This is a genomic window from Bradyrhizobium vignae (assembly GCF_004114425.1).
GTDB lineage: Bacteria > Pseudomonadota > Alphaproteobacteria > Rhizobiales > Xanthobacteraceae > Bradyrhizobium > Bradyrhizobium vignae.
In genome coordinates, this window is sequence record NZ_RDQF01000002.1 from 168,349 (window position 1) to 191,840 (window position 23,492).

Sequence of the window (23,492 nt, forward strand, 5' to 3'; positions counted from 1 at the left end):
AATTTGTCGAACAGCAGTCGCCCTTCGAAGCCAGCACAATCTGACTGATCGTCAATGGATTGCTTGCTCTGGGCTCCCTGCAGCAATTGCTCCTTCTCTCCGCCGCGACTAGTCGGTTCATTCACGTCCCCGATACATCATTATTTGACTTGCCGCTGAGCGAGATGGAGAACGAACTGGCCGACGTGGCACGTTCGGCAAAGACGCAATCCGCCAGCTTCTCATCTATCGGTGTCGATTGGCTGCCAGCATCGCACGCTCATCCAATTCCGCTTGCACAGTTCGGCGGCGCTCGATCGAAATAGACAAACGCGACGGTTGGATCCGAATGGCTGCGAGCGCCTTAAGATCAGCCGACGCGCAGAGAAAAAAAGCGGCTTCGTTGACCGTAGATCAAACGAGGCCGCTAAGGTTGCCACCGCCTCGGGAGTTGTCGGCGCTGGCGTAATAGCTTGGTGGCGACGTCCTCAGGCCCAGCTCAGGCAGGTTCCAAGTTGGCAGCCAATTTGGTCGACTTGCCGCCGAAGAAACCCTCGAGACGCTGACGCACCAAGCGCTCCGCATCGGTCATGATCCGATCGACCAGCTCTTTGACGCTAGGGATGTCGTGGATCAAGCCTGCAACCATGCCGCAGCTCCATACCCCTCGGTCCACCAACCCCTCGAGCATCACCTTAGGATAAACTCCTCCGACATGCTCGTGAAGCTCTTCAATCGTGACAGCGCCCTGCTTCTCTCTCTCAATCTCAAGAACTATGTCGGCGGCCTTGTTCTTCAACACCCGTACGGAATTCCTCAACGGCCGCATGACGAGTCGCGTGTCGAGCTCGCTGGCAGCGAGCAGCGCCTGTTTCACATTGTCGTGGATTGGCGCTTCTTTCGTGGCCATAAACCGCGTACCCATGTTTATCCCGTCAGCACCCAGCGCGAGCGCTGCTACGAGGCTGCGGGCGTCCGCCATTCCGCCGGATGCAATAAATGGGATCTTCAATTCATCCGCGGCCCTTGGCAGCAGAATCATATTTGGTATGTCGTCCTCGCCAGGGTGTCCTCCGCATTCGAAACCATCGACGCTAACAGCGTCACAGCCGAGCTTTTCGGCTTTCAAAGAGTGTCGTACGGAAGTGCACTTGTGAATTACGACGGTGTTCGCCGATTTCAGTGCGGGGATATAACGTTCCGGATTGCTCCCAGCCGTCTCGACGATCTTGACGCCGCCGTCGATGATCGCACTGATGTATTCCATGTAAGGCGGAGGATTGAATGATGGCAGGAACGACATGTTGACGCCGAACGGCTTGTCCGTCATTCCCCGGCATCGAGCGATTTCTTTTGCCAGCAGGTCTGGCGTCTTTTGGGTAAGACCGGTGATGATCCCTAGGCCACCCGCATTCGAGACTGCTGCAGCGAGTTCGGCAAATCCTACGTAATGCATCCCTCCCTGCACGATGGGATGTTCGATGCCCAGCAGTTCCGTGATTCTGGTTTTCATCGTTCCTCTGCAAAAGTAGGCGTGTTTCCAAAGAGCATATCCACTTGTTAGCGACTAAGCAAGCGAAAAGCAAAAATCGTCTCGGAGTGCGGTAAGATTTCCCGGCATGGGTTTACAGCGACTGCGGCTCGGCGGATGGTTCCGCTTTGATCTTTTCGATGGTGGCATTGCCGACTGGCCGAATGGCGCCCATCTGGCAGCCGCCCTCGCGGTCGCCCTTGAGGCTGGCAAACCCATAAGGTATATCGACCTTTTCGCATACTTTCCCACGCTCGCGCGCGACCGCTCGGCCGAAAATGGTCGGCACATGGACCTCTGCACTTCTGTGTGGTGATCAGAACAGGGCGAGGCGGTTGGGTTTAAGAATGGGGAGGCCGGATCGGTAGTTCAAAGTGCTCTGAAACCAGCGGTTCTCTTACGCGTAGCAAATGGCGCCAATACGAGTGTGCGCCAGAGCAGCTTAGCCTCGTTTTCCAGGCTTTCTACGCCTTCGTCCTTCGCTTCAAGCCCGGCGCCTTCAGTCTTTGTGCCGAAGCCTGCGTCGACAAAAGAAACGCAAATATCGCCGCCAAGACTTCAGTCGGCAGATCGGAAGGGCGGCAAGTCAGGGAATCATGACCCGCTTCAAACAGCTTGCAAACACCTTCCGAACGGTCTCAAGGTTGACGTCCCTAGGATCGATCAGCCACATGGCCACCAATGCGCGAAGGGCGCCTAAAATGATTATGGCTTCTCGTTCGGGATCGACCCCTGCGCGAATTTCACCCGCCGCGATCCCCGTCCGGATCATTGCAGCCAGCCGCTCCAAGGACCGATCGTTGACGTGAGAGACCGAGGAGCGCAAGGCCGGTTCAGTGAGGGATTCGGCGATGAGAGACTGGAGAGTAACCGTGTTTTTGCGCGTTCGCGGAGTACCTGTCAGGTAGTTTTCCGCAGCCCCCAAAAGGGTCGGCAGCCCCGGCTTGAAACGGGAACCTTGGTCCAAGCGGTTTGCGAAACCGTCGGCTATGTAGCTGGCTACTGCTTCGAGCAGCCCGTTCTTGTTGCCATAGTAGTGCGCCGGCAGTCCTCGGCTGTATCCGGCTGCGACGCCGACGTCAGCTAATGTAAGCCCCTCAACACCGCGCTCAGCAATGATTTCTGCAGCCGCCGTGAGCAGACGTCGCTCTGCTTCTTCGCGACGTTCCGCATGCGATCCCAGTTCCTCCGACGCCTTAGTCCCTTTTGACTTCCTGGCGGTCACTGGCCTACCCATTAATGTCCCCTTTTGGGAGAGAGGTTGGTACGTACAAAATCGGCCATTTCAGTTTTCATTTTCAGCAAGTTCAACTTGTCGGGCGCCAATATCCACTGGGTACGGAGCCCACGAGTGAGCGCCAGTAATACAATTGCTTCGGCCTTCGGATCAGCGTCTTTTCTGATCTCTCCATTCGCAATTCCGGCACGTATCTCGCTCTCAAGCCGTTTCACAGCTCGTTTGTTGTACTTCCTGAAGACATCGGCCAGCCCAGACGTGTTGAAGAAGGCCTCCTTCTGCATCAGATAAATCGCCCGCGAAAGTTCAAGCCGGAGCGGCGCGCACGACATCTCGACAAATCTCATCAAGGTCTCGAGGCCCGGCTTGGCGGATGTCTCGACCAAAAGCTGCGCATACACCTCATTGACGTATTCAGCAGCGGCTTGCAGCATCCGATCCTTGGTCTTGAAATAGTGCGCCGCAATCCCCTTGCTGTATCCTGCTGCCTCCCCCACCTCGCCCAAAGTAGTCCCTTTGACCCCCCGAACGGAAATCAACGACAATGCGGCATCCAGCAAAGCTGCCTCCGCAGTTTCACGACGATGTGCTTGTGTTCTACGGGGGGGCCGCTGAATGTCGTTTACGGAGGCCATGCCTCTTCCTCGAAGCTTGCTGAAGCTACAATAAGTACGGATAAGGTGCTCAGCGCGCAAGCCCGGGGCGGCAGCTTTCACCAACTCAGAGGCGTAAAGCCAGCCGTTTTTACTTTTCGCCTGGGCCTTCGTCAGGAAGGAATAGAATCCCCGCCGCCAGTGCCAGGAACGCCAGCCCGAAGATCAGGGAAGTGGTCATGCCTTGATACCTCCATGCCTGACTAAACGCCGGCACGGCGAGTGGCCACTTCGGCAGTGGCAGGCCCGTGCGGAAGAAGATGCAGTCAATTTACCTTCCCGGACGCCTCATGAAGCGATTCGCCGCCGGGAGCCGCCGCGGCTCTCTGAACCGATCAATGGATGCGGACAGGCATCCTTCGGATACCCCGAATGAAATTCGAGTAAAGCCGATCCGGCTCACCAAGGACTTCGAACTTCAGGTCCCGCTTCAATATCTCCTCCCATAGAATCCTTATTTGCAACTCGGCCAGCCGATCGCCGACACAGCGATGGATGCCAGCTCCGAACGAAAGATGCTGGCGCACCTTCGCGCGGTCGATGATGAATTTGTCCGCATCAGGGATCTTTTCTTCATCGCGATTTCCGGAGATATACCAAAGCACGACTTTCGAACCTGCCGGAATCATGCGTCCGCGAAGTTCGATGTCGGCACGAACTGTCCGGCGCATGTGCAAAACGGGCGTATGATAGCGAATTACCTCGGATACAAAATTTTGCACCAGTTGAGGATTGCTCCGCAGCTTCGTGGCCTCGTCGGGATTCTCGGCCAAGGCGAGCAAACTCGCCGACATCGAATTCCGAGTAGTATCGTTGCCAGCAATGATCAGCAGAACGAGATTGCCAACGAAAGTCCCCAAATCCATGTTCCTGGTGGCCTCTCCGTGAGCCAGCATCGAAATCAGGTCAAACTTGGGGGGCTCGTGGATGCGCCTGTCCCAAATCGCCCTGAAATAGGCTGCCATCTCAGCCATCTCAGCCATGCGCTCTTCCTCAGAGTTGATCAGCGAATCCGGCGCACCGACCACAGAAAGACGGACATCCGACCAATAGGTCAGCTTGCGGCGGTCCTCGAGCGGAACATCAAACAGCGTCGCAAGCATCATTGAGGTCAATTCGGTTGAAATACGATCAGCCCAATCGAACGGCTCGTTGCGAGGCAGACCATCGAGCACATTCTCGGTCCGAGAGCGGATCAAGGGCTCCAAATTGATCAGATTGGCTGGGGCAACAATGGGGCTGATCAGTTTGCGCTGAGCTGTATGCTCTGGCGGATCCATCCGGATGAAATTGACGACATTCCTCCCACCGAGGAAATCTTCGATCTGAATGCCTCCCAAGGCGGCGCTCGAAGAGAATGTCCCATGATCGAGTTCGGCGTGCGATATGTCGTCGAACTTGGTGAGGGACCAATAAGCGCCATAGGGGCTATCAGAGCAATAGTGGACCGGATCTTGGGCCCGCAGCCGGGCAAAGAAAGGCCGCCAAGCATCGTCATGGTAGAGCGCCGGGCTACTGACGTCGATTTGGTTCAAAGGGATTGACGCAGCATCCGACCATCGGAGCACGTTCCGCGCTATCGCCGCCATTTCGCTCACCTCCAAGGCATGACCAAGACTAGGCGGCCGCTCCGCTCACATCCTGTTGTCCCGCCTGTTTGCCATTCGCAGCGTTTTGGCCTTGGCCGACCGTAAAATACTTGCTATACGAAAAGCAAGTGATAAGAACTGAGATGCTGGCGCCGACTAAGGCGCTCGTGAAACGGAGGATGCCTTCAATGGAGCCGCCAAACAGCGGATTCTGCCCGCAATACAAGCCGTCATTGTCCTCGATCTTTCTCGCGCGCGCACTGCAGAGGGCCGGAGAGCCGACGGCGTCGCGGGCCCCAAATGATCAGAGCACTCGCTAGAACATCGCAACACGCCCACCACCTTTGGAAACGTCTTGGAGGGGCACCAGAGCCAATGGCTCGTCCCGTGAAATCGAAACCGAAAGGAAGCATCATGAGCTGGAAGATCGGGAACATCAAAATAACGAAGATCGTGGAGGTTCAGGGCACCGGCGCCATCAAAATGGTGCTCCCTCAAGCGACGGATGAGGAAGTCCGGAAGCTAACCTGGATGGTCCCTGATTTCGCGCAGCCAGACGGAATGCTGAAGAGTTCGATTCACTCACTTGTCCTGGAAACTGGAAATCGACGGATTGTCGTGGACACCGGGCTTGGAAACGACAAGCAAGGGCGACCCATCGATGATTGGAATGGTCTCCAGACATCGTTCTTGGACGACATGACCAAGGCGGGCTTTCCTCCCGAGAGCATCGATACCGTGGTTTGCACACACCTTCACGTCGACCACGTCGGCTGGAATACACGACTGGTCGATGGGAAATGGGCGCCGACCTTCAGCAAGGCACGCTACGTATTTGGTAAGCACGAGTTCGACTACTGGAAATCCTCGCGGCAAAGGCCGATGGATGTTGCGGTTTTTGATGACTCTATCGCACCGATTGCGGAGGCGGGCCTCGTTGACCTCATTCCTTCCGATTACAAGCTAACTGACGAGATCACGATGATCCCAAGCCCCGGGCACAGCCCAGGACATATGAGCATCCATATCAAGTCCGCTGGCGAGGAATGCCTGCTCTTGGGCGATGTGGCACATAGTCCCGTTCAAATGCACTACGTGGGATGGTCCTCCCATGTCGATTTCGATGGGGAACAATCGGCTCGAACACGATGGGACCTATTCTCACGTTTTGCGGATCGGCCTGTGCTGGTGATCGGTGGTCATTTCGATGGCGGATACATCAAGCGCAGCGAGGATGCATTCCGCTACGAACTCGCTTAGCGAGACCGGGTCCCGCTTGCAACGCGGAATGACGTTACGCTCGGCAAGGCAGTTCTGGTTGGCTAACAGGGCCAGGAGAAAATTGCGGATGAAGGCAGCGGTATTTTACGAGTCGGGCAAGCCGCTCGCAATCGAGGATGTATGCGTCAAGAAGCCGGGTCCCAGGGAGGTTCTCGTTCGCACGAGAGCCGCCGGTCTGTGCCATTCCGATCTGCTCATGATGGAAGGCGCCTTCCCATGGCCGCTGCCGACCATTCCCGGACACGAAGCCTCGGGCGTGGTCGAACAAGTCGGCTCCGAAGTCACCTACGTCAAGCCGGGCGACCACGTCATTACCTGTCTAACGGTATTTTGTGGCTGTTGTGCGATGTGCACGACCGGACGACCCGTTCTATGCTCTTCGACGGAGATAAGACTGCCGCCAGGCGTAGCGGATCGATTCCATTGGGAGCGTCGAGAAAAGCTAAGCCAATTTGTCAACGTCTCAGCATTTGCGGAGCAAATGCTGGTTCACGAAAACGCGCTGGTGAAGATCCGGGAGGAGATGCCGCTCGATCTGGCGGCACTCATCGGCTGCGCGATTATCACCGGCTACGGTGCTGTCGTAAACACCGCCAACGTCCGCCCTGGAGAAACAGTCGCGATTATAGGCTGCGGCGGTGTGGGGATGGCTGCGATCAACGCAGCAAAGATTAGTGGCGCGGGGCGCATTATTGCTATCGATACCAACCCGGCCAAACTGCGGATTGCTGCGACGCTCGGGGCAACAGATCTAGTCAATGCCAGCGAAGTGGATCCTGTCGCACAAGTCAAGGAACTCACCGATGGGGCGGGCGTCCCCCACTCCTTTGAAGTGCTCGGATCCAAATCCACGGCGGAGCAAGCATTTGCAATGCTTGCTCAAGGAGGCTCCGCGACCATACTCGGCATAATGCCCCTTGGTACCAAAATCGAGCTGCATGGCATCGACTTCATAAGGGAGCGGAGAATCCAGGGATCTTACATGGGCTCCAGTCACATCCGGGTCGATATGCCTCGCTTGGTCGATTTCTACCTTTCGGGTCAGCTCAAGCTCGAACATTGGGTCACCGCACGGATCACACTTCAAGATGTCAACGTGGGGTTTGCAAAGATGAAGTCAGGAACGGTTCTGCGAAGCCTGATCGAGTTCAACTAGGCTGTCTACGCTACACAGGTGACACGCCCCTGTTTCGCACGTCCTCTCTTCACAATCCAATGGCGAACAAGACAATGACCAAAGCACCTCTAGAGCTCTACCGTGGCGTCGTTTGTGGCGGCGATCGCCGCACCCACGAAGAAATCGCATTGCGCGTTGCGCGAGCCGCCGGCGGATTGAGCCGTTTGGGGGTGAAGCAAGGGGGCAGCGTATCCATCCTGATGCGGAACGATATCGCATTCATCGAAAGCTCCTACGCTACTATGAGACTCGGAGCCTATGCCGTTCCGCTCAATTGGCATTTCCAGCCTGAAGAAATCCGCTACATCTTGCGAGACTCCGAATCATCAGTGCTGATCGCTCATACGGACCTGCTGCATGGCCTGGCCGACTGGATTCCCCCCGGAATTACAGTTCTCAGCTTAGCACCGCCCGCCTCTGTCACGAACTCCTTCACGATCGACCCGAACCATCTCGTCAGGCCCGCTTTTGCACGTGACTACGAGGAATGGCTCGTGCAGCAAACACCGTACCAAGGACCAGCTCTGCCTCAGCCGCAGAGTATGATCTACACGTCGGGCACGACTGGTCATCCGAAAGGAGTTCGGCGCGAGGCGCCGACGTCTGAACAGCAAGCTCACTCTGAACGTCTACGTTCGACCGTGTCCGGGCTGATTGACGGTGCGCGCGCGCTCATGCCAGGTCCACTGTACCACTCCGCACCCAACGGGTTCGCTCTCCGCGCTGGCAGGCTTGGCGGTGCTCTCGTCATAATGCCACGCTTCGAACCCGAAGAGTTCCTGGCACTGGTGGAGCGCGAGCGCATCGAAATGACCTTCATGGTCCCGACAATGTTCATCCGGCTTCTGAAGCTACCTAAAGACGTTCAAAAGAAGTACGACACGTCGTCTCTGAAGCGCGTCGTTCATGCTGCCGCGCCATGTCCGCCGGAAGTCAAGCGGGCGATGATCGAGTGGTGGGGCCCTATTATTTATGAGTTCTACGGCTCGACGGAATCCGGACCTGTGACTCTCGCAACTTCGGAAGACGCCCTGAAAAAGCCAGGCACGGTCGGCAAGGTGACGCCCTGGGCCGAGCTTCGATTCATCGGCGATGACGGCCGCGCGTTGCCTCCGGGCCAGGTCGGAGAAATCTACTCGCGCATCGCCGGAACGGCAGATTTCTCGTACCACAATTTACCTGGCAAACGTGAAGAGATCGATCGGGACGGATTTGTCACGTCGGGCGACGTTGGCTACATCGATGAGGATGGCTACGTCTTCCTTTGCGATCGCAAGCGCGACATGGTCATTTCCGGAGGCGTCAACATCTATCCAGCCGAAATCGAAGCGGTACTGCACTCCATGAAAGGGGTGCACGACTGTGCTGTGTTTGGAATTCCGGACGCGGAATTTGGTGAGTCTCTCATGGCGGTTGTCGAGCCTGTTGCAGGCGCAACCCTTGAGCCGACTGCAATCCGGGACCACCTGAGAGTCTCTCTTGCCGGTTATAAGGTCCCAAAACACATCGAGATCCGGACGGGCTTGCCGCGTGAGGATTCCGGCAAGATCTTCAAGCGGCGGCTGCGCGATCCTTATTGGGCCGCCGCAGGCCGCAAAATTTAGTGCTTAGCGTATTGGACAGGAGCACCAGTGAAGGCGGTACTGATCAGAACGTCTCAACTGTCGCCAGTTCGCTTACCGTCTCGCTGGTCAAAATGACATCTTAGGCGAGCTTGGAGCAACCATGATGAGTAGCTGCGCCGACATTCGACCCTACGATCGGATTGATGCGGCTTGGATGACTGCGGTATTGCGGCACGCAGGAATTGACGCGACCGTAAACCGGGTGACGGCCCAGCCAGTCGGAACCGGACAAATCGGCGACAGCGTACGATTTCGAATTGAGTATGCGAAGGCACCGGAGATCGCGCCCTCTTCCCTCGTCGGTAAATTCCCATCATCAAATCCCGAAAGTCGCGCTCACGCCATGAGGCGCGCTAACTATTTGCGCGAGGTCCGCTTTTACCAGCATCTGGCAAGCTCAGCGAGAATCCAAACGCCTCGTTGCTGGCTTGCCGATGTCGACGAGACGACACACGACTTCGTTCTCCTGATGGAGGACCTGGCGCCCGCGGAACAAGGCGATCAACTCACTGGAGTGTCGCTCGACCAAGCGCGAAGCGTCCTCGTCCAGGCAGCGAAGCTGCACGCTTCCCATTGGGGCGATGACAGTCTCGATGACTTGTCTTGGGTATCCAATTCCAAAGCATCTCCGTCTGACGGAACGTCCGAGCAGAGGATCGTTTCTCTCTGGGAGGGATTCAAGAGCCGTTACCGATCCTGGTTGCGGCCGGACTGGATCGTGGTTGGCGATCAAATCGCGCCCAACTTTTATCATCTGGTACGCCTTCATGACGGTCCACGGTGCCTAGCTCATTGTGACTTCCGCCCCGACAACATGATGTTCGCGAGCGAAAGAGGCGGCAAACCCGTGACAGTGCTCGATTGGCAATCCTATGCTTATGGTCTAGGCGCGACAGACGTCGCCTACTTTCTGGCGGGCGCGCTTCCTTCGAGCACGCGACGCCGTGCGGAGCAGGATCTCCTTTCGCTGTACCATCGCACACTGATTGAAGAAGGCGTTCACGACTACGATATGGATCTCCTTCGCCGGCAATACGGGCGCGGTGGCTATCTGCTGTTCATGACCGCCGCAGCCGCCGCAATGACCGTAGGCCGAACATCTCGGGGAGATCGAATGTTTCTCCAGATGCTTGGCGCAGCCGCCGAACATCTCCTAGAGCACGATGCCTGCAAACTGTGACCCCTCTCGAATCACACATGACACATGCCTTGTATCTGAGTTAGCGGTGTCTCATAGTGCCGGGGGCAGAGCACAGCAAGTCACAAGCACATCCAACAGAACGAACGAAAGAGCGGCCATTTGCCTCCCAAGCGGCAGTACTATCGGGCCACTAACATCGAGGGCATTAAAGTCTCTCAATGATGGTAGCGTTCGCCATCCCCCCGGCCTCGCACATGCTCTGCAGACCATAGCGCCCTTTGGTCCGCTCGAGCGCATTGAGCATTGTGGTCATCAGACGTGCGCCCGATCCGCCAAGCGGATGTCCAAGAGCTATAGCTCCTCCACAAGGGTTGAGTCGGGCAGGGTCGGCCTTCAATTCGCGATTCCAGGCCAGGGGCACACTCGCGAATGCCTCATTTATTTCGAAGTGGTTGATGTCATCGACGGTGAGCGATGCCTTGGCCAAAGCTCTCTGCGTCGCGGGTATTGGAGCCGTCAGCATCAACAGCGGGTCGTCGGCGATTACATCGAAAGCAACGAAGCGGGCGCGAGGCCGGAGGCCCAGACGATCAGCCGTCTTCTCCTCCATGATGAGCAAAGCAGATGCGCCGTCGGTGATCTGCGACGAGTTGCCGGCAGTCACTGCCCACGCCAGGTTGGGATACCGCTGGGCCAATTCGTCGTTGCGGAAAGCTGGCTTGAGCAGCGAAAGCGATTCAACTGTGGTCGCCGCGCGAATCGTTTCATCCTTATCGACCTTGGCATCGCCCGCGTCGACCGGTATGATCTCAGCTGCGAATGCGCCCTCTTGAGCAAGCGCTGCTTGCTTGTGAGAACGAACCGCATAGGAATCGAGCTCGTCCCGCGAAATGTTCCATCGTTGGGCAACCATTTCCGCAGCAATGCCTTGCGAAACCAAGCCCGGCGCGAACCTCGCGCGCACCGCGGGCCCAAGATCGTCCATACGCATCCTGTTCGAGCCCATCGGCACCCTGCTCATGGATTCGACGCCACCGGCGATCACGATGTCATAGGCACCGGCAACGACGCCTTGAGCCGCGAAGTGGATTGCCTGCTGACTGGAGCCACACTTCCGATCGATGTTGGTTGCCGGTACATGCACTGGAAATCCTGCCGAAAGGACCGCCATACGTCCGACATTGGCTTGCTCACCGGATTGAGTCACGCAGCCTACGATCACATCGTCTATCCGCCCGGGTTCGAGCCGATTCCGAGCGACCAGCCCTTTCAATACGGCGGCGAAGAGGTCGACGGGATGGACCTCTGATAGGGCACCGCCCTGCTTTCCTTTGCCCATAGGGGTCCGCACGGCATCTACGATTACGGCGTTGCGGGTCAAGTCGCTGCTCCACTTCCGGGTTTTCGAGAACGAACGGAATTCACTTACTGACGGTCAAGTACGATGGACGTACCCAGCCCGTCGAAAATTAGGATCCAAGAGTCTGCAGCGGCGGGGACGAAGATGGCCGATTTCTCGGCACTCCGAGAATATACGAGCCCACATTTTACCCTTCTGGCCGCAGTTCAGATCATTTACTACCACTTGCTATGCAAATAGCAAGTACGCACAAAAAAAAAGGAAAATGTCGCCTCCTTCCTACCCGGGCCAGGGGCGCATTGGCTCCATCGGCATGGCGGCCCTCAGTGCTTCAGCCCTCTTGAGCATCAGAGTGGTCGCATCGTGTCGTCGAAAGGACACCAAGATCGTTGGATGTTGTGGTCCTGGAGGATCGATCACGTCGAGAGCTCGCGCCGCGGCCTAATGTGGCGCTCTAAGCGCAGTGACAGGCGTGATCCGGTTCTGTTTCTATCTCTCCGTCGGCGCGCATACCTCAAACGTCCCCATCGTAAGCTCGCCCAAAAAAACACTTGCTTATTGATCAACTAGCACTAGATTGGCTCCCGCGCAGCACTGTGGATCTTCTGTCACCGATCGATAGAGGTTTTGGCATGCTAATGACCGAACGATTTAATGCTTCTTTCAGAGACCCAAAGAGCTGTCGCTGAGTCGATCCGATCTTTCTCCCGGGAGAGGATCAAGCCGCATTCGCGCGCGTTCGCGGATAGCGGCGGCTTTCCCCCTCAGCTCTTCGAGGATCTGGGAGCTCTTGGGTTGTTCGGGATGATCGCACCGGCGAGCTATGGCGGCGCTGAGAGCGACTACGTCTGTTATGCACTTGCACTCATGGAAATCGCAGCGGCGGATGGGGCCCTCTCGACCCTTGTCTCGATCCAAAACTCGATCATGGTTGTCGGCATCCTCAAGTGGGGCACCGAGGAACAAAAGGCGCGCTTCCTCCCCCTCCTGATCAACGGCCGCACCATCGGGGCGTTCGCGCTGACCGAGCCGGACGCCGGGTCCGACGCGGCCGCGGTCCGAACGCGCGCGATTCGGACCGACGGCGGGTGGATCATCACAGGTAGCAAGCAGTTCATCACGTCGGGGAAGATTGCGGGGTTGGCCATGGTCATCGCTGTAACTGACCCGACCGCAGGCAAACGGGGCCTGACAGCCTTCCTGGTGCCGACTGATCGAAACGGCTACGAAGTGGAGAAGGTCGAGCACAAGATGGGACAGACGGCGTCCGATACCTGCAGCCTTCGATTTGAGCAGCTATTCGTGGAAGACGAGTTGGTCTTGGGGAGCCCCGGTGAGGGCTACCGCATCGCGCTCGCAAACCTTGAAACGGGACGGATCGGGATTGCTGCCCAATGTGTCGGCATGGCAGAGGCCGCGCTTGAGCTCGCCGTCGCGTACGCAAAGGAGCGACGGTCAATGGGCAAGGCGATCATTGAGCATCAGGCAGTAGGGTTCCGACTCGCCGATCTGGCTGCGAAGCTGGAGGCAGCACGTCAACTGACGCTCCACGCGGCCGCTCTCAAGGACGGGGACGAGCCCTGCTTGAAGGAGGCATCCATGGCCAAGCTGGTTGCGAGCGAAACTGCTGAGACGGTCGTCTCCGGCGCACTGCAGACGCTCGGGGGCTACGGCTACCTTGAGGAATTTGGGATCGCAAAGATCTACCGCGATGTCCGCGTCTGCCAGATCTACGAAGGCACTTCGGATATTCAGCGCATGGTCATTTCGCGCGCATTATGAGGAGCGACACGTTGCCTGATGCTGTGGTGATTGCAGGTTATGCACGAACTCCTATGGGCGGCTTTCAGGGATCCCTATCATCTCTCAAGGCGATAGATCTCGGGGCGGCAAGCGTTCGCGCAGCTGTGGAGCGGGCGCGCGTGCCCTTCAATTCGATCGAGCGCATCTACATGGGTTGTGTCCTTCCTGCAGGGCTGGGCCAGGCGCCGGCACGGCAAGCCGCGCTGGGCGCCGGCCTTGCAGAGTCGGTGCAGGCGACCACCATCAACAAGATGTGCGGATCCGGGATGCAGGCTGCCATTATGGCCGCTGAAGCGCTGCAATCTGCTGCCGCAGAGGTCATCGTGGCGGGCGGTATGGAGAGCATGACCAACGCACCCTATGCACTTCCAAAGCACCGCTCGGGAGCCAGGATAGGCCACGATCGCGTGATCGATACCATGATGATGGACGGTCTGGAAGATGCTTACGAACGTGGAAAGCCGATGGGCGCATTCGCCCAAGCGACCGCAGACCTCTATCAATTCAGCCGCGAGACGCAGGACGCCTACGCTTTGCGTTCACTCGAGCGTGCCCGGGCTGCCATCGCGAATGGAGCTTTTGTCGATGAGATTGTGCCCGTCTCCGTCAAGACGCGCGGCAGCGATGTACTGGTCGATACCGACGAACAGCCAGGAAGCGCACGCCCCGAGAGGATCCCTTCGCTCAAGCCTGCATTTGCGAGCGACGGGACCATTACTGCCGCAAGCTCCGCGTCCATCTCCGATGGAGCCGCAGCGCTGGTGATGACGCGGGAAAGCATCGCGCAGCGGCTGGATCTACCGGTGCTCGCGCGTGTTATTGGCAGCGCAGCTCACGCGCAAAGCCCAGCCCTTTTTACGACGGCACCGGTCCAGGCGATCAAGAAGTTGCTGGCCCGTGTCCGCTGGACCGTCGCCGACGTTGACCTTTTCGAGATCAATGAAGCCTTTGCCGCCGTCGCCATGATTGCGGCGCGTGACCTAGGCATCCCGGTTGATCGCCTTAACGTCAACGGCGGCGCGACCGCGCTTGGACACCCAATAGGTGCGTCAGGTGCGCGCATCATTGTGACTTTGCTTTCTGCCCTAAAGAACCGGGGTCTACGGCGGGGCGTTGCAAGCCTCTGCATCGGTGGCGGTGAAGCGACTGCCATGGCTTTCGAGCTCAATTGAAGGAATCCGTCGGATGAATATTGATGGGGTTGCTGCAATCGTCACTGGTGGCGCATCAGGTTTGGGAGCCGCCACGGCGGAGCGCCTGAGCCAGGCTGGTGCAAAGATCGCTATTTTCGACCTGAACGAGCCTGCTGGCAACGAGACAGCCGGGCGGCTGGGCGGCACTTTCCACACCGTCAATGTCGCCGACGACAAATCCGTCGAGGACGGAATGTCTGCGGCAGAAGCGGCGCATGGCGTCGCGCGCGTGCTCGTCAATTGCGCGGGTATTGCGCCGGCGATCCGGGTCGTTGCGAAAGACGGCATTCCGCACCCCCTAGAAGCCTTCCGTAAGGCGATCGAGGTGAATCTGATTGGTAGCTTCAACACCACAGCGAAATTCGCCGCTCGATTGGCCGTGGCCGGGTTCGGCGGCGAAGAAGCGGGCGTGATCATCAACACCGCATCGGTCGCGGCGTATGACGGGCAAGTCGGACAGGCGGCCTACGCAGCTTCCAAGGGGGGCGTCGTCGGTATGACGCTGCCGATTGCTCGCGACCTTGCCCAGCATCGCATCCGCGTGATGACGATTGCTCCTGGAATTTTCCTCACTCCAATGCTGATGGGTTTGCCAAAGGCCGCGCAAGAAAGCCTCGGCAAGCAAGTTCCACATCCTTCGCGGCTGGGGAAGGCCGAAGAATATGCGCACCTCGTCGAGAGCATCATCACTAACCCCATGCTTAACGGCGAAGTCATTCGCCTAGACGGTTCGATCCGAATGGCGCCGAGATGAACGCGTCGACATTGTCGTCATCAGTAAGGTCGTTGCGGTCTCACTACCGCGAGACAGCGGGCTAGCAAGCACAAGGCGAATGAAGGAGCGCGATTATGGCCGAAGCGTATGTTATCGATGCTGTGCGCACCGCCGGAGGCAAGCGCAAGGGTAAACTGGCTGATTGGCATCCGGCAAACTTGGGAGCCGAAGTGCTCGACGCTCTGATCGAGCGAACCGGAATTGATGCCGGTGTCGTTGAGGACGTCATTCTCGGATGTGTGACGCAGGCGGGCGAGCAGGCGTTCGCCTTTGGGCGGAATGCGGTGCTCGCCTCTCGCAAGCTCCCGCAGACCGTGCCTGCGGTGACAATTGATCGTCAGTGTGGCAGCTCTCAGCAGGCAGTACAGTTCGCAGCGCAAGCGGTCATGTCTGGCACACAGGATGTTGTGATTGCGGCCGGGGTCGAAAGCATGACTCGCGTGCCCATGTTCTCCAATCTGTCCTTCCACGCGAAAGAGGGGGTTGGAACCGGGCCGCTCAGCGACCGAATCAAAGCCCGTTACGGCGTCGGCGAATTCAGCCAATTCGAAGGTGCCGAAATGGTCGCCACGAAATACGGTTTCAACCGCGAGATGCTCGACCGCTTTGCACTTGAGAGCCACCAAAGGGCGGCCGCCGCGAGCAAGCGCGGTGACTTCCGCCGCGAGATCGTCCCTCTAGCGATCGAAGGCGGACTGCATGACGTGGACGAGGGAATCCGCTGGGATGCATCCATTGAGGCCATAAGCTCCGTAAAACTGCTTAAAGAAGGAGGCGTGATTTCCGCCGCCAATTCCAGCCAAATCTGCGACGGGGCGTCCGCTGCCCTGATTGTCTCGGAAGAGGCGCTGAAACGACACGATCTCAGACCGCTCGCGCGCATCATCAACATGACGGTTACTGCCGGCGATCCCGTGATCATGCTCGAGGAGCCAATCAGGGCCACAAAGCGGTCACTGGATCGCGCCGGCTTGAAAATCGATGACATTGATCTCTATGAAGTCAATGAAGCATTTGCGTCGATTCCGTTGGCTTGGATTCAAGCGACCGGCGCAGATCCCGCGAAGCTCAATGTCAACGGAGGTGCTATCGCGCTCGGGCACCCGCTAGGTGCGAGCGGCACCAAACTGATGGCGACGCTGATTCACGCCCTCAAGGCACGCGGAAAGCGCTTCGGTCTTCAGACGATGTGCGAGGGCGGCGGTGTTGCGAATGTCACGATCCTCGAGGCGCTCTGATCTCGCTGCCGTTCGTGCCCGAAGGAAGGCCCTTGGAGCTATCCCCGATTCGTTAGGCTGGCGCTGGATGCTGCAGAGAGGTGCTCATGAGTGAAGCTTCAGTATTGCTTGCAGTCGAGCATAGCATTGCTCGGATCACACTAAATCGGCCCGAAAAGGGGAATGCGCTCGACCAGGCGATGGCAGACGCGCTGCTCGATATAGCTATTCGCTGTGCATCAGACGAGGCTATCCGGTGCGTTGTGCTGACCGGGGCGGGCCGCATGTTCTGCGCAGGCGGCGACGTCAGCGTCTTCGCAGCGAACAGCGACAATATCTCAGGGTTTCTGGCGCGGTTGGCCGGAACTCTGCACTTGGCGCTGTCTCAGTTCGCTTCGATGCCAAAGCCGCTTCTAACCGCCATCAACGGACCGGCTGCCGGAGCCGGTCTCAGTTTAGCGATCGCGGGGGACTTAGTACTTGCAGGCCGCTCCGCGAACTTCGTGGCCGCTTATGGGGCAATTGGGTTTACACCGGATGGCGGCATGACCTGGACGCTGCCGCGTCTGGTTGGCTTAAGGCGCGCGCAGGAGATCCTTCTCACTAACAGGCGCGTAGCGGTTGAAGAAGCGGCTGCGATTGGCCTTGTGACGCGAATGGTGGAGGACGATCAGCTTATTGCTGAAACCGACGCTGCCGCCAAGACGTTGGTGTCCGGCGCGGTGGCAGCGATGGGGCTCACGCGTCGCCTGCTACACGAGAGTATGTCGTCAGACTTTGCCAGCCAGATGGATCGTGAAGCCAGAAGCATAGCGGCTACAGGCGGATCGTCCGAGGGACGCGAGGGTCTCGCCGCGCATCTCGCCAGGCGCAAGCCGAAGGTTATCGAAGGATAATTGATGACCGAGGCGATATCGTTGAGGTCCCGCGTGCCGCCGGCGGGCGCCGCGACGGCGTCCTAGCAATCTGGCATCCAGCCGATCTTGGCGTGGAAATCATTGACGCCATCGGTGGTCGACGGGCATCGATCCGTCGCGGTCGACGACCGTCTCGTCGGCTGCTTAACTCAGGCCGATGAGCATGCCTTCGAGTTCGGGTGCAACGGTGTTTTGGCGTCGAAGCGCCGTCGGCGGTGATCTATTACGCCTCGAGCGACCGATGGGGCGAGCATCCCCAGACGCATCTGGCCGCCTTCGCCGATATCCTGCAGGCGGATTGCTATAGCGACTTCGAGCCGTTGTTCGATTCCGCAAGGGAAGGCGATCCCGATCACGCCGGCATTCTGCTTCGCCCATGCGAGGCGGGCTTCTTCGAGCTGGCCGAGATCGAGAAGAAGGCCAAGGGAGGCAAGGGCAAACCGGTCTCCCCGATCAGGCTGGAGGCGGTCAGATGCCTCGATACGTTGTTCGAGATCGAGCGCGCATCAACGGACTCAGCGCCGACGAGCGGCGTGCCAGGAGAGAAGCAAGCCGGTGCTCGTCGATATGCACGACTGGCTACTCCGCGAGCGAGAGATCCTCTTCGCGCCCCTTCCGAGGTCCTGAAACCCATGAATTACATGCTCAGGCGCTGGGCCGACTTTGCCCGCTTCCTCGACGAGAGCAAGATCTGCCTCAGCAGCAACGCCGCCGAAAGAGCGCCGCGCGGCATGATCTTGGGAAGGCGTGCTTATGATGATCACGACCTGTCGTCTTAACGATGTCGATCCCAAGGCCTGGCGCGCCGACGTCCTCGCCCGTATCGCGGATCTTCCCGCGACGCGTCTGCACGAACTGCTACCCTAGGAATGGAAGTTCCTGCGCCAAGCCGACAAGCCCGCCGATCAGCAGGCCGTCTGACTTTCACGCAACGCCATCATAGAGCTCGCCGTTCCCCGCGCGCATACGTTAATCAGGCGGTCTTCGTCTACAAGCTGGGTATCATTCACTCGATAGCGCTCTCAAGACGCGAGCCGGCCTGCGGCGCAGCGCTCACAAAGATCTGGAGAACCGGTTCTGCCGCAATCAAGGCGCTCCGTTGTCGAGACGGCCGCTGCTTATTTGCCTTTCCAGTTCGGCGCGCGCTTTTCTGCGAAGGCAGCCGCGCCCTCGCGGGCATCATCGGACACGAAAACGGGACGAACGATCTCCTGCTGCTTCTTCCACATCTGATCTTCCGGCCAGAGCCTGGAGTCGACGATCACCTGCTTCGATGCCTTCACAGCGAGCGGACCATTGGTGCCGATCGCAGCAGCAAGCTCGAGCGCGGCGTCGAGCGCCGGGCCATCGGTCACGCGATTGATGATCCCGAGCTCGTAGGCGCGCTGTGCGCCGAAGAACTCGCCCGTCAACGCGAACTCCATTGCCACGCGGAACGGCATCTGGCGCGGCATGCGGATCAGCCCGCCGGCCGCAGCAGCCAACCCGCGCTTCACCTCGGGGATCCCGAACTTGGCATTGCGATTGGCGACGATCATGTCGCATGACAGCGCGAGCTCCATCCCGCCGGCGAGTGCGTAGCCGTCCACGGCCGCGATCAGCGGCTTCTTCGGCAGCGCCTCGGTGAGGCCGGCGAAGCCGCGGCCCGGGATCGATGGCCGCTCACCCTTCAGGAACCCTTTGAGGTCCATGCCCGAGCAGAACGTGCCGCCGGCGCCGGTGATGATGCCGACGCTGATGGCATCGTCTGCGTCAAGCCGGTCGATCGCTGCAGCAACGCCCTGAGAGAGGGCGAGGTTGGCCGCGTTCTTAGCTTGCGGTCGGTTAAGCGTGATGATCAGAATAGGTCCGCGGACTTCAGTAAGGACCGGAATTTCTTCGGACATCGCCTTCGTCTCCTGTTGCCGTGCTTATTGTTTCAGAATGATGCTCTAGCGGGGAGCCATGCGGATGGCGCCGTTGAGGCGGACGTCTTCACCGTTGAAGTAGCCGTCGGTGATCATGGTCAGCGTCGAGGTATCGAGCTTGTTGCGCTCCTTGAGCGCGGTGGGCACGGTTGCTGCCAGGTGCTGCGGATGCAGATGCGACAGCGCACCCTTGCCCGGCTTGCCGACGCCGTGCGGCGTGCGGACCACGTCGATGACGTATGCTTCAGCCATGCGACTCCCTTGGCTTTGGATGTTCTAGTACTGTGAGCTCGTGCCAATGGCTCTGATGCCGCCGCGCTTTCCGCCTTGCGCGGACGAAGGCGTCAGCGGTGAGTCGTCAGCACAAGCGGCTCAGCAGTTGTGTTGCGCTGATCTTCGGAGCGCGAGTTGATCGCTTGCACCATGGACGGTTGCCCCGTTTCACGCTGGCGTTCGGCGGTACAATCAGGCTTGTCCGCACACAATGGGACGCCGGGCGCGGCGGCGTGCGGGCCGAGAGCATATTTCTGCGCCTGCGGCAGGTAGGTCAATTGGCCGATCTGGGTGAGAGTCAGCGTCAGACGGGAAACCGTTGATCGCGGAAGTCCACAGCGATCGGCGATTTCGCGATTGCCGAGGCCTATGCTTCGACCCTCAAAGCAACGCACAATGTCGAATGCGCGCGATACGACCTGTATCACGCGCCGGTTGTCCGCGTCGCTCATCAGTACCCGAGATCGACGTCCCATCGTTTAACCCTCCAAGTAACCCGATCCTATCCACACGCGGTTGAAGAGCCATAATGCGAGTCGGTCGCGATCCCGTAGCTCTGCTCGCTCGGTGCGAGATATCAGACCCGCCAGCGGCATCACCCGATTGATGGCCGCGTTTGGTGTCGAGTTCAGCTGCTTCGTAGTAGCCGCTGACACGGCTCGCTTAGACGCCATGCGCTGAAGTTCGTCGTAGATCCTGCCCGCTTTGGCGCCCTGGTCGCTTGCCTCGACATCCGGTGTCGCGCGTGATGATCATGCCGACACCGCGCCACTTGCGTTCGGCGAAGAGGGCCGCTTGCCGGACAAAGGCAGTTTCGGCATGTCCGGGTCCGACATGCATTGAGCCCCTGATCGCCAGGTTCTTCAGCTGGTGAACCCGAGATCAAGCCGGGAAAGTATTTTTGTTTTCTATGGCTGACGAGCATCAAGCGCATCGTTTTCTAGGCATTGTCATCCCGCGGGCTCCAGGAGCTCTACAGACTCATCGAACGCTACGTCAGTCGTCCAAGTGGGCAATAGTTTCTTGCTCATGTGTCAATTCGACTGGGCAGCATTCTAATGCAAGAGGTGAGAACCGTCGCTTTTGACACCCGACGACGACTTTCAAGCGATCCCTCAACTCACGACCTTAAAAGCGCGGTCGTCTCTTCTGAGTGAATGCCGCCAAGCCTTCTATGAGTTCGTTGTCGCGCAAGCTGTCGCGGCTGCGCTGATCAGCCGCGGCCTCGTCGAGTTCGCCACGAGCGAATTCGTTAAGAGCGCGCTTCATGCCGGCCATGGCTTTGGGCGCGTTGCATGCTAGAATTTCCGCTAGTCTGTCGACTGCTGCGTCAAGCCGCTCCGCCGGAACGATTGAATTGAGATAGCCGATCCTCAACATCTCTTGGGCGCTGATCTTCTGCGCTGTCAGGAACAGCATCTTGGCATTGTCCAGCCCCAAGCGCGAAACGTATCGCTTTATTCCGCTCTTGTAATAGTGGAGCCCAAGCCTTGCCGCTGGCATAAACATCTCGGCGGTGTCGACGCCAATCCGGAAATCGCAAGCAAGGGCGAGGTCCGTTGCCCCGCCATAGACACCGCCGTTCAACCTACAAATTGTAGGCATGCTGAGATCCTCAAGACGATTGACCGCTGCTTCGAATGCGGACTTTGGCTGCCCCTGCTCGGTAGCAGCACTTCCGGCCACGAGGCTCAAATCGTACCCAGCGGAAAAGGCGCGGCCTTCGCCGGTCAGCACCAGTACACGAATAGCCGGCTTGGACTCAACAACGTCAAAGAGGGTCAACAACTCGCGGAGATCTTCCTCCTGCAAACGATTCAACTGCTTTGGCCGACTAAGGCGAATAGTTGCGCGAGCGTCTTCGAGCTCAAGAACGGGCCTACCCGCCGTCACTGTGCCGTCGTTCATTGGGGGTAGTCCCTTCCTTTCTGACATTGCGACGCTCGGCCAGCTCTTCGATAACCCCTGCCAGGACCGAGGCGCTCAGTTGCTGCGGGTATACGTATCACCTCCTGAAAGCTTCGTTCCGAACGAGTCCGAGAGGCCCCAGTGAAGCTTGCAATGCCCGCTTCATCCGCAGCAATTGTTCAGCTGCTCCAGGCTAGTAGGTACGACACTTGTTTGTCAAGAAGCAAATGGGACGGAGTATTTCACTTTCAGGGAGCGTTTTGCACATTGGATCCTGATGTAAACTCGCGCGGGCAGTGGCGTAAATGGTCAAATCTTTGGCGGGTTATGTCAGCAGGTGCCGGCGACCGAAAGGTACTACTACATCCAAATCTGCTTGGGAGAAGTCGAATTGGCGACGATTGGCTTTGTTGGTTTAGGGAACATGGGCATCCGAATGGCCCGGAACTTGGTAGAGAAAGGGCACCGAGTTCAGGCTTTCGATCTCAACGCCGAGGCCCTGCGCGGCGCAAAGGAGTTCGGCGCCGCAGCGAGCGCCCAGCTTGCCGATGTAACGAAGGGAGCCGAATTCATTATAACCATGCTTCCGACGGGAAAGGAATCCCGGGCCGTGTGGTTGAGCGAAGAAGGACTCTTAAAAAGCGCGAGAGCGGGAGCCGTTCTGATGGACTGCTCAACCGTGGACGTCGACACGGCGCGAGAGCTTGGAAAGTCGGCGAAGACAATTGGTCTAGAAATGCTTGATGCGCCCGTGTCTGGAGGCACGATCGGGGCTGAGAATGCCACACTCACATTCATGTGTGGCGGGGATCGTGCCACGTTCGACAAGGCACACCTAATTTTGTCTGCGATGGGGAAGCGGTTAGTTTATGTGGGAGGCCCAGGTCACGGGCAAGCTGCCAAAATTTGCAACAACATGCTTGCTGGCATCAACACTATAGCTTCGGCTGAAGCGATGGTGCTCGGGCGTAATCTTGGCCTTGATCCCGCGATACTCTTCGATGTGATCGCAAACTCGAGCGGAAGCAACCAAGCATTGCTCTTGGCTTGCCCAATTCCCGGAGTGGTACCCGCAGCGGCCGTGAATAAGGAGTTCAAGCCTGGTTTCACCGGCTCCTTGATGCTCAAGGATCTGCGGCTATCGCAACTAGCAGCACAGGCTAGTAACACGCCTACCACCCTCGGTGCGGTAGCTGCTCAGCTGTTTACGGTGCTTGAGGCCGTGGGGCTCGGACAACTTGACTGTTCGGCTATTGTGAAGCTGGTAACCGGCGAAATTGGTGGCTCGAAAGAGACAAAACGGTAGCTCTCCTAGCTTGAGGCTCTTACCCCTGGCCTCTGTGGCTGCTTATTGCAATAGAGGACATGAGTTAGATCATGTACGGACAGCACGAATGCATTCGACAGAGGCCTCTTGAACAGAGCGTCCTTAGGAGAGGTTTGGGTCAATTCCCGACAGGCGTAACAATCGTAACAACACGCGAGCCACGGACAAAGGCACCTATCGGACTTGCAGTCAGCTCGTTCAATTCGCTGTCACTCAGCCCACCCCTCATCCTTTGGAGCATTGGCTTAAGTTCGAGCAGCCTTGGGGCATTTCGAGCGCATGATTACTTCGCCGTGAATATTCTAGCTGAAGATCAGGAAGACCTTTGCAACATTTTCGCCCGGTCCGGGGGTGATAAGTTCAGAGGGGTGGAGTATGACAATGGCGTCTCTGACGTCCCTCTCCTTCGCGGCGCGGCGGCGCAATTTGAATGCAAGACAGTAAGCCGGTATGCAGCCGGTGACCACGAGCTCTACATTGGAGAGGTGGTAAGTCTAAGTAATGCAATGAAAGCACCCCTTGTTTTCCACGGCGGCGGGTTTAAACGGTTAAGCCAAATGCCGGCCGAATGATTTGCTGACTTGGAGCCTAAGCTCACT

22 protein-coding genes and 1 pseudogene are annotated in these 23,492 nt (G+C 58.2%); 13 read left to right on the forward strand and 10 right to left on the reverse strand.

Features of this window, described 5'->3' with window-relative positions:
* Positions 1 to 478 precede the first annotated feature (478 nt).
* The 5 genes from EAV90_RS02300 to EAV90_RS02320 all read right to left on the reverse strand — a co-directional run bounded on the left by EAV90_RS02300 (position 479) and on the right by EAV90_RS02320 (position 4,989).
* The gene (locus EAV90_RS02300; RefSeq protein ID WP_129142474.1) at positions 479 to 1,492 is read right to left on the reverse strand and encodes an NAD(P)H-dependent flavin oxidoreductase; all 1,014 of its coding nucleotides are present in this window, start codon (positions 1,490 to 1,492) and stop codon (positions 479 to 481) included.
* Between the two features lie 112 nt (positions 1,493 to 1,604).
* Positions 1,605 to 1,799: a hypothetical protein gene (locus EAV90_RS02305; protein ID WP_129142475.1), complete on the reverse strand. Its 195-nt coding sequence runs from the start codon at positions 1,797 to 1,799 to the stop codon at positions 1,605 to 1,607.
* A 297-nt stretch (positions 1,800 to 2,096) separates the two neighbouring features.
* Positions 2,097 to 2,735, reverse strand: a complete 639-nt coding sequence (locus EAV90_RS02310; protein ID WP_208738458.1) for a TetR/AcrR family transcriptional regulator — start codon at positions 2,733 to 2,735, stop codon at positions 2,097 to 2,099.
* Positions 2,736 to 2,746: 11 nt separating this feature from the next.
* Positions 2,747 to 3,382: a TetR/AcrR family transcriptional regulator gene (locus EAV90_RS02315; protein WP_129142477.1), complete on the reverse strand. Its 636-nt coding sequence runs from the start codon at positions 3,380 to 3,382 to the stop codon at positions 2,747 to 2,749.
* 353 nt (positions 3,383 to 3,735) lie between these two features.
* Positions 3,736 to 4,989: a cytochrome P450 gene (locus EAV90_RS02320; protein ID WP_129142478.1), complete on the reverse strand. Its 1,254-nt coding sequence runs from the start codon at positions 4,987 to 4,989 to the stop codon at positions 3,736 to 3,738.
* A 414-nt stretch (positions 4,990 to 5,403) separates the two neighbouring features.
* On the opposite strand from EAV90_RS02320, the gene EAV90_RS02325 reads away from it, so the two are divergent.
* From EAV90_RS02325 to EAV90_RS02340, 4 genes are all read left to right on the forward strand, one after another.
* Positions 5,404 to 6,249 carry an MBL fold metallo-hydrolase gene (locus EAV90_RS02325; RefSeq protein ID WP_129142479.1) on the forward strand — a complete coding sequence of 282 codons (846 nt, stop codon included), beginning with the start codon at positions 5,404 to 5,406 and terminating at the stop codon, positions 6,247 to 6,249.
* 88 nt (positions 6,250 to 6,337) lie between these two features.
* Positions 6,338 to 7,426 carry a Zn-dependent alcohol dehydrogenase gene (locus EAV90_RS02330; protein ID WP_129142480.1) on the forward strand — a complete coding sequence of 363 codons (1,089 nt, stop codon included), beginning with the start codon at positions 6,338 to 6,340 and terminating at the stop codon, positions 7,424 to 7,426.
* Positions 7,427 to 7,500: 74 nt separating this feature from the next.
* A complete protein-coding gene (locus EAV90_RS02335) occupies positions 7,501 to 9,051 on the forward strand; it encodes an acyl-CoA synthetase (protein WP_245509437.1) in 1,551 nt (516 codons plus the stop codon).
* Positions 9,052 to 9,172: 121 nt separating this feature from the next.
* Positions 9,173 to 10,252, forward strand: a complete 1,080-nt coding sequence (locus EAV90_RS02340) for a phosphotransferase family protein (RefSeq protein WP_129142482.1) — start codon at positions 9,173 to 9,175, stop codon at positions 10,250 to 10,252.
* Between the two features lie 166 nt (positions 10,253 to 10,418).
* Here the strand turns inward: EAV90_RS02340 and EAV90_RS02345 are convergent, their stop codons facing one another.
* Positions 10,419 to 11,594, reverse strand: a complete 1,176-nt coding sequence (locus EAV90_RS02345) for a thiolase family protein (RefSeq protein WP_129142483.1) — start codon at positions 11,592 to 11,594, stop codon at positions 10,419 to 10,421.
* 633 nt (positions 11,595 to 12,227) lie between these two features.
* Between EAV90_RS02345 and EAV90_RS02350 the strand changes: the two genes are divergently transcribed.
* From EAV90_RS02350 to EAV90_RS40335, 7 genes are all read left to right on the forward strand, one after another.
* Positions 12,228 to 13,355 carry an acyl-CoA dehydrogenase family protein gene (locus EAV90_RS02350; RefSeq protein WP_129142484.1) on the forward strand — a complete coding sequence of 376 codons (1,128 nt, stop codon included), beginning with the start codon at positions 12,228 to 12,230 and terminating at the stop codon, positions 13,353 to 13,355.
* Positions 13,352 to 14,548, forward strand: a complete 1,197-nt coding sequence (locus tag EAV90_RS02355; protein ID WP_129142485.1) for an acetyl-CoA C-acyltransferase — start codon at positions 13,352 to 13,354, stop codon at positions 14,546 to 14,548. The genes EAV90_RS02350 and EAV90_RS02355 overlap by 4 nt, the downstream gene beginning before the upstream one ends.
* Positions 14,549 to 14,561: 13 nt before the next feature.
* Complete coding sequence (locus EAV90_RS02360; protein ID WP_129142486.1) at positions 14,562 to 15,323, forward strand: SDR family NAD(P)-dependent oxidoreductase; 762 nt, start codon at positions 14,562 to 14,564, stop codon at positions 15,321 to 15,323.
* Between the two features lie 95 nt (positions 15,324 to 15,418).
* On the forward strand, positions 15,419 to 16,582 hold the full coding sequence (locus EAV90_RS02365) for an acetyl-CoA C-acetyltransferase (RefSeq protein WP_129142487.1): 1,164 nt from the start codon (positions 15,419 to 15,421) through the stop codon (positions 16,580 to 16,582).
* An 86-nt stretch (positions 16,583 to 16,668) separates the two neighbouring features.
* Positions 16,669 to 17,457: an enoyl-CoA hydratase/isomerase family protein gene (locus tag EAV90_RS02370; protein WP_208738459.1), complete on the forward strand. Its 789-nt coding sequence runs from the start codon at positions 16,669 to 16,671 to the stop codon at positions 17,455 to 17,457.
* 200 nt (positions 17,458 to 17,657) lie between these two features.
* Positions 17,658 to 18,257: an IS66 family transposase gene (locus tag EAV90_RS02375; protein WP_245509438.1), complete on the forward strand. Its 600-nt coding sequence runs from the start codon at positions 17,658 to 17,660 to the stop codon at positions 18,255 to 18,257.
* Complete coding sequence (locus EAV90_RS40335) at positions 18,235 to 18,345, forward strand: transposase domain-containing protein (RefSeq protein ID WP_245509439.1); 111 nt, start codon at positions 18,235 to 18,237, stop codon at positions 18,343 to 18,345. The genes EAV90_RS02375 and EAV90_RS40335 overlap by 23 nt, the downstream gene beginning before the upstream one ends.
* A 251-nt stretch (positions 18,346 to 18,596) precedes the next feature.
* Here the strand turns inward: EAV90_RS40335 and EAV90_RS02380 are convergent, their stop codons facing one another.
* From EAV90_RS02380 to EAV90_RS02395, 4 genes and pseudogenes are all read right to left on the reverse strand, one after another.
* Positions 18,597 to 19,364 (reverse strand): crotonase/enoyl-CoA hydratase family protein, encoded by a 768-nt coding sequence (locus EAV90_RS02380; protein ID WP_129142489.1) that lies wholly within the window; start codon positions 19,362 to 19,364, stop codon positions 18,597 to 18,599.
* 45 nt (positions 19,365 to 19,409) lie between these two features.
* Positions 19,410 to 19,637 carry a hypothetical protein gene (locus EAV90_RS02385; protein ID WP_167506409.1) on the reverse strand — a complete coding sequence of 76 codons (228 nt, stop codon included), beginning with the start codon at positions 19,635 to 19,637 and terminating at the stop codon, positions 19,410 to 19,412.
* Positions 19,638 to 19,882: 245 nt separating this feature from the next.
* Positions 19,883 to 20,134, reverse strand: a pseudogene (locus EAV90_RS40340) (helix-turn-helix domain-containing protein); the annotation flags it as partial.
* A 652-nt stretch (positions 20,135 to 20,786) separates the two neighbouring features.
* Positions 20,787 to 21,566: an enoyl-CoA hydratase/isomerase family protein gene (locus EAV90_RS02395; RefSeq protein WP_129142491.1), complete on the reverse strand. Its 780-nt coding sequence runs from the start codon at positions 21,564 to 21,566 to the stop codon at positions 20,787 to 20,789.
* Between the two features lie 391 nt (positions 21,567 to 21,957).
* Between EAV90_RS02395 and mmsB the strand changes: the two genes are divergently transcribed.
* Positions 21,958 to 22,872, forward strand: coding sequence for a 3-hydroxyisobutyrate dehydrogenase (gene mmsB / locus EAV90_RS02400; RefSeq protein WP_129142492.1), 915 nt, complete (start codon positions 21,958 to 21,960; stop codon positions 22,870 to 22,872).
* A 71-nt stretch (positions 22,873 to 22,943) separates the two neighbouring features.
* Entirely contained in the window at positions 22,944 to 23,465 is a 522-nt protein-coding gene (locus EAV90_RS41590) for a flavin reductase family protein (RefSeq protein WP_129142493.1), read from the forward strand.
* Positions 23,466 to 23,492 lie beyond the last annotated feature (27 nt).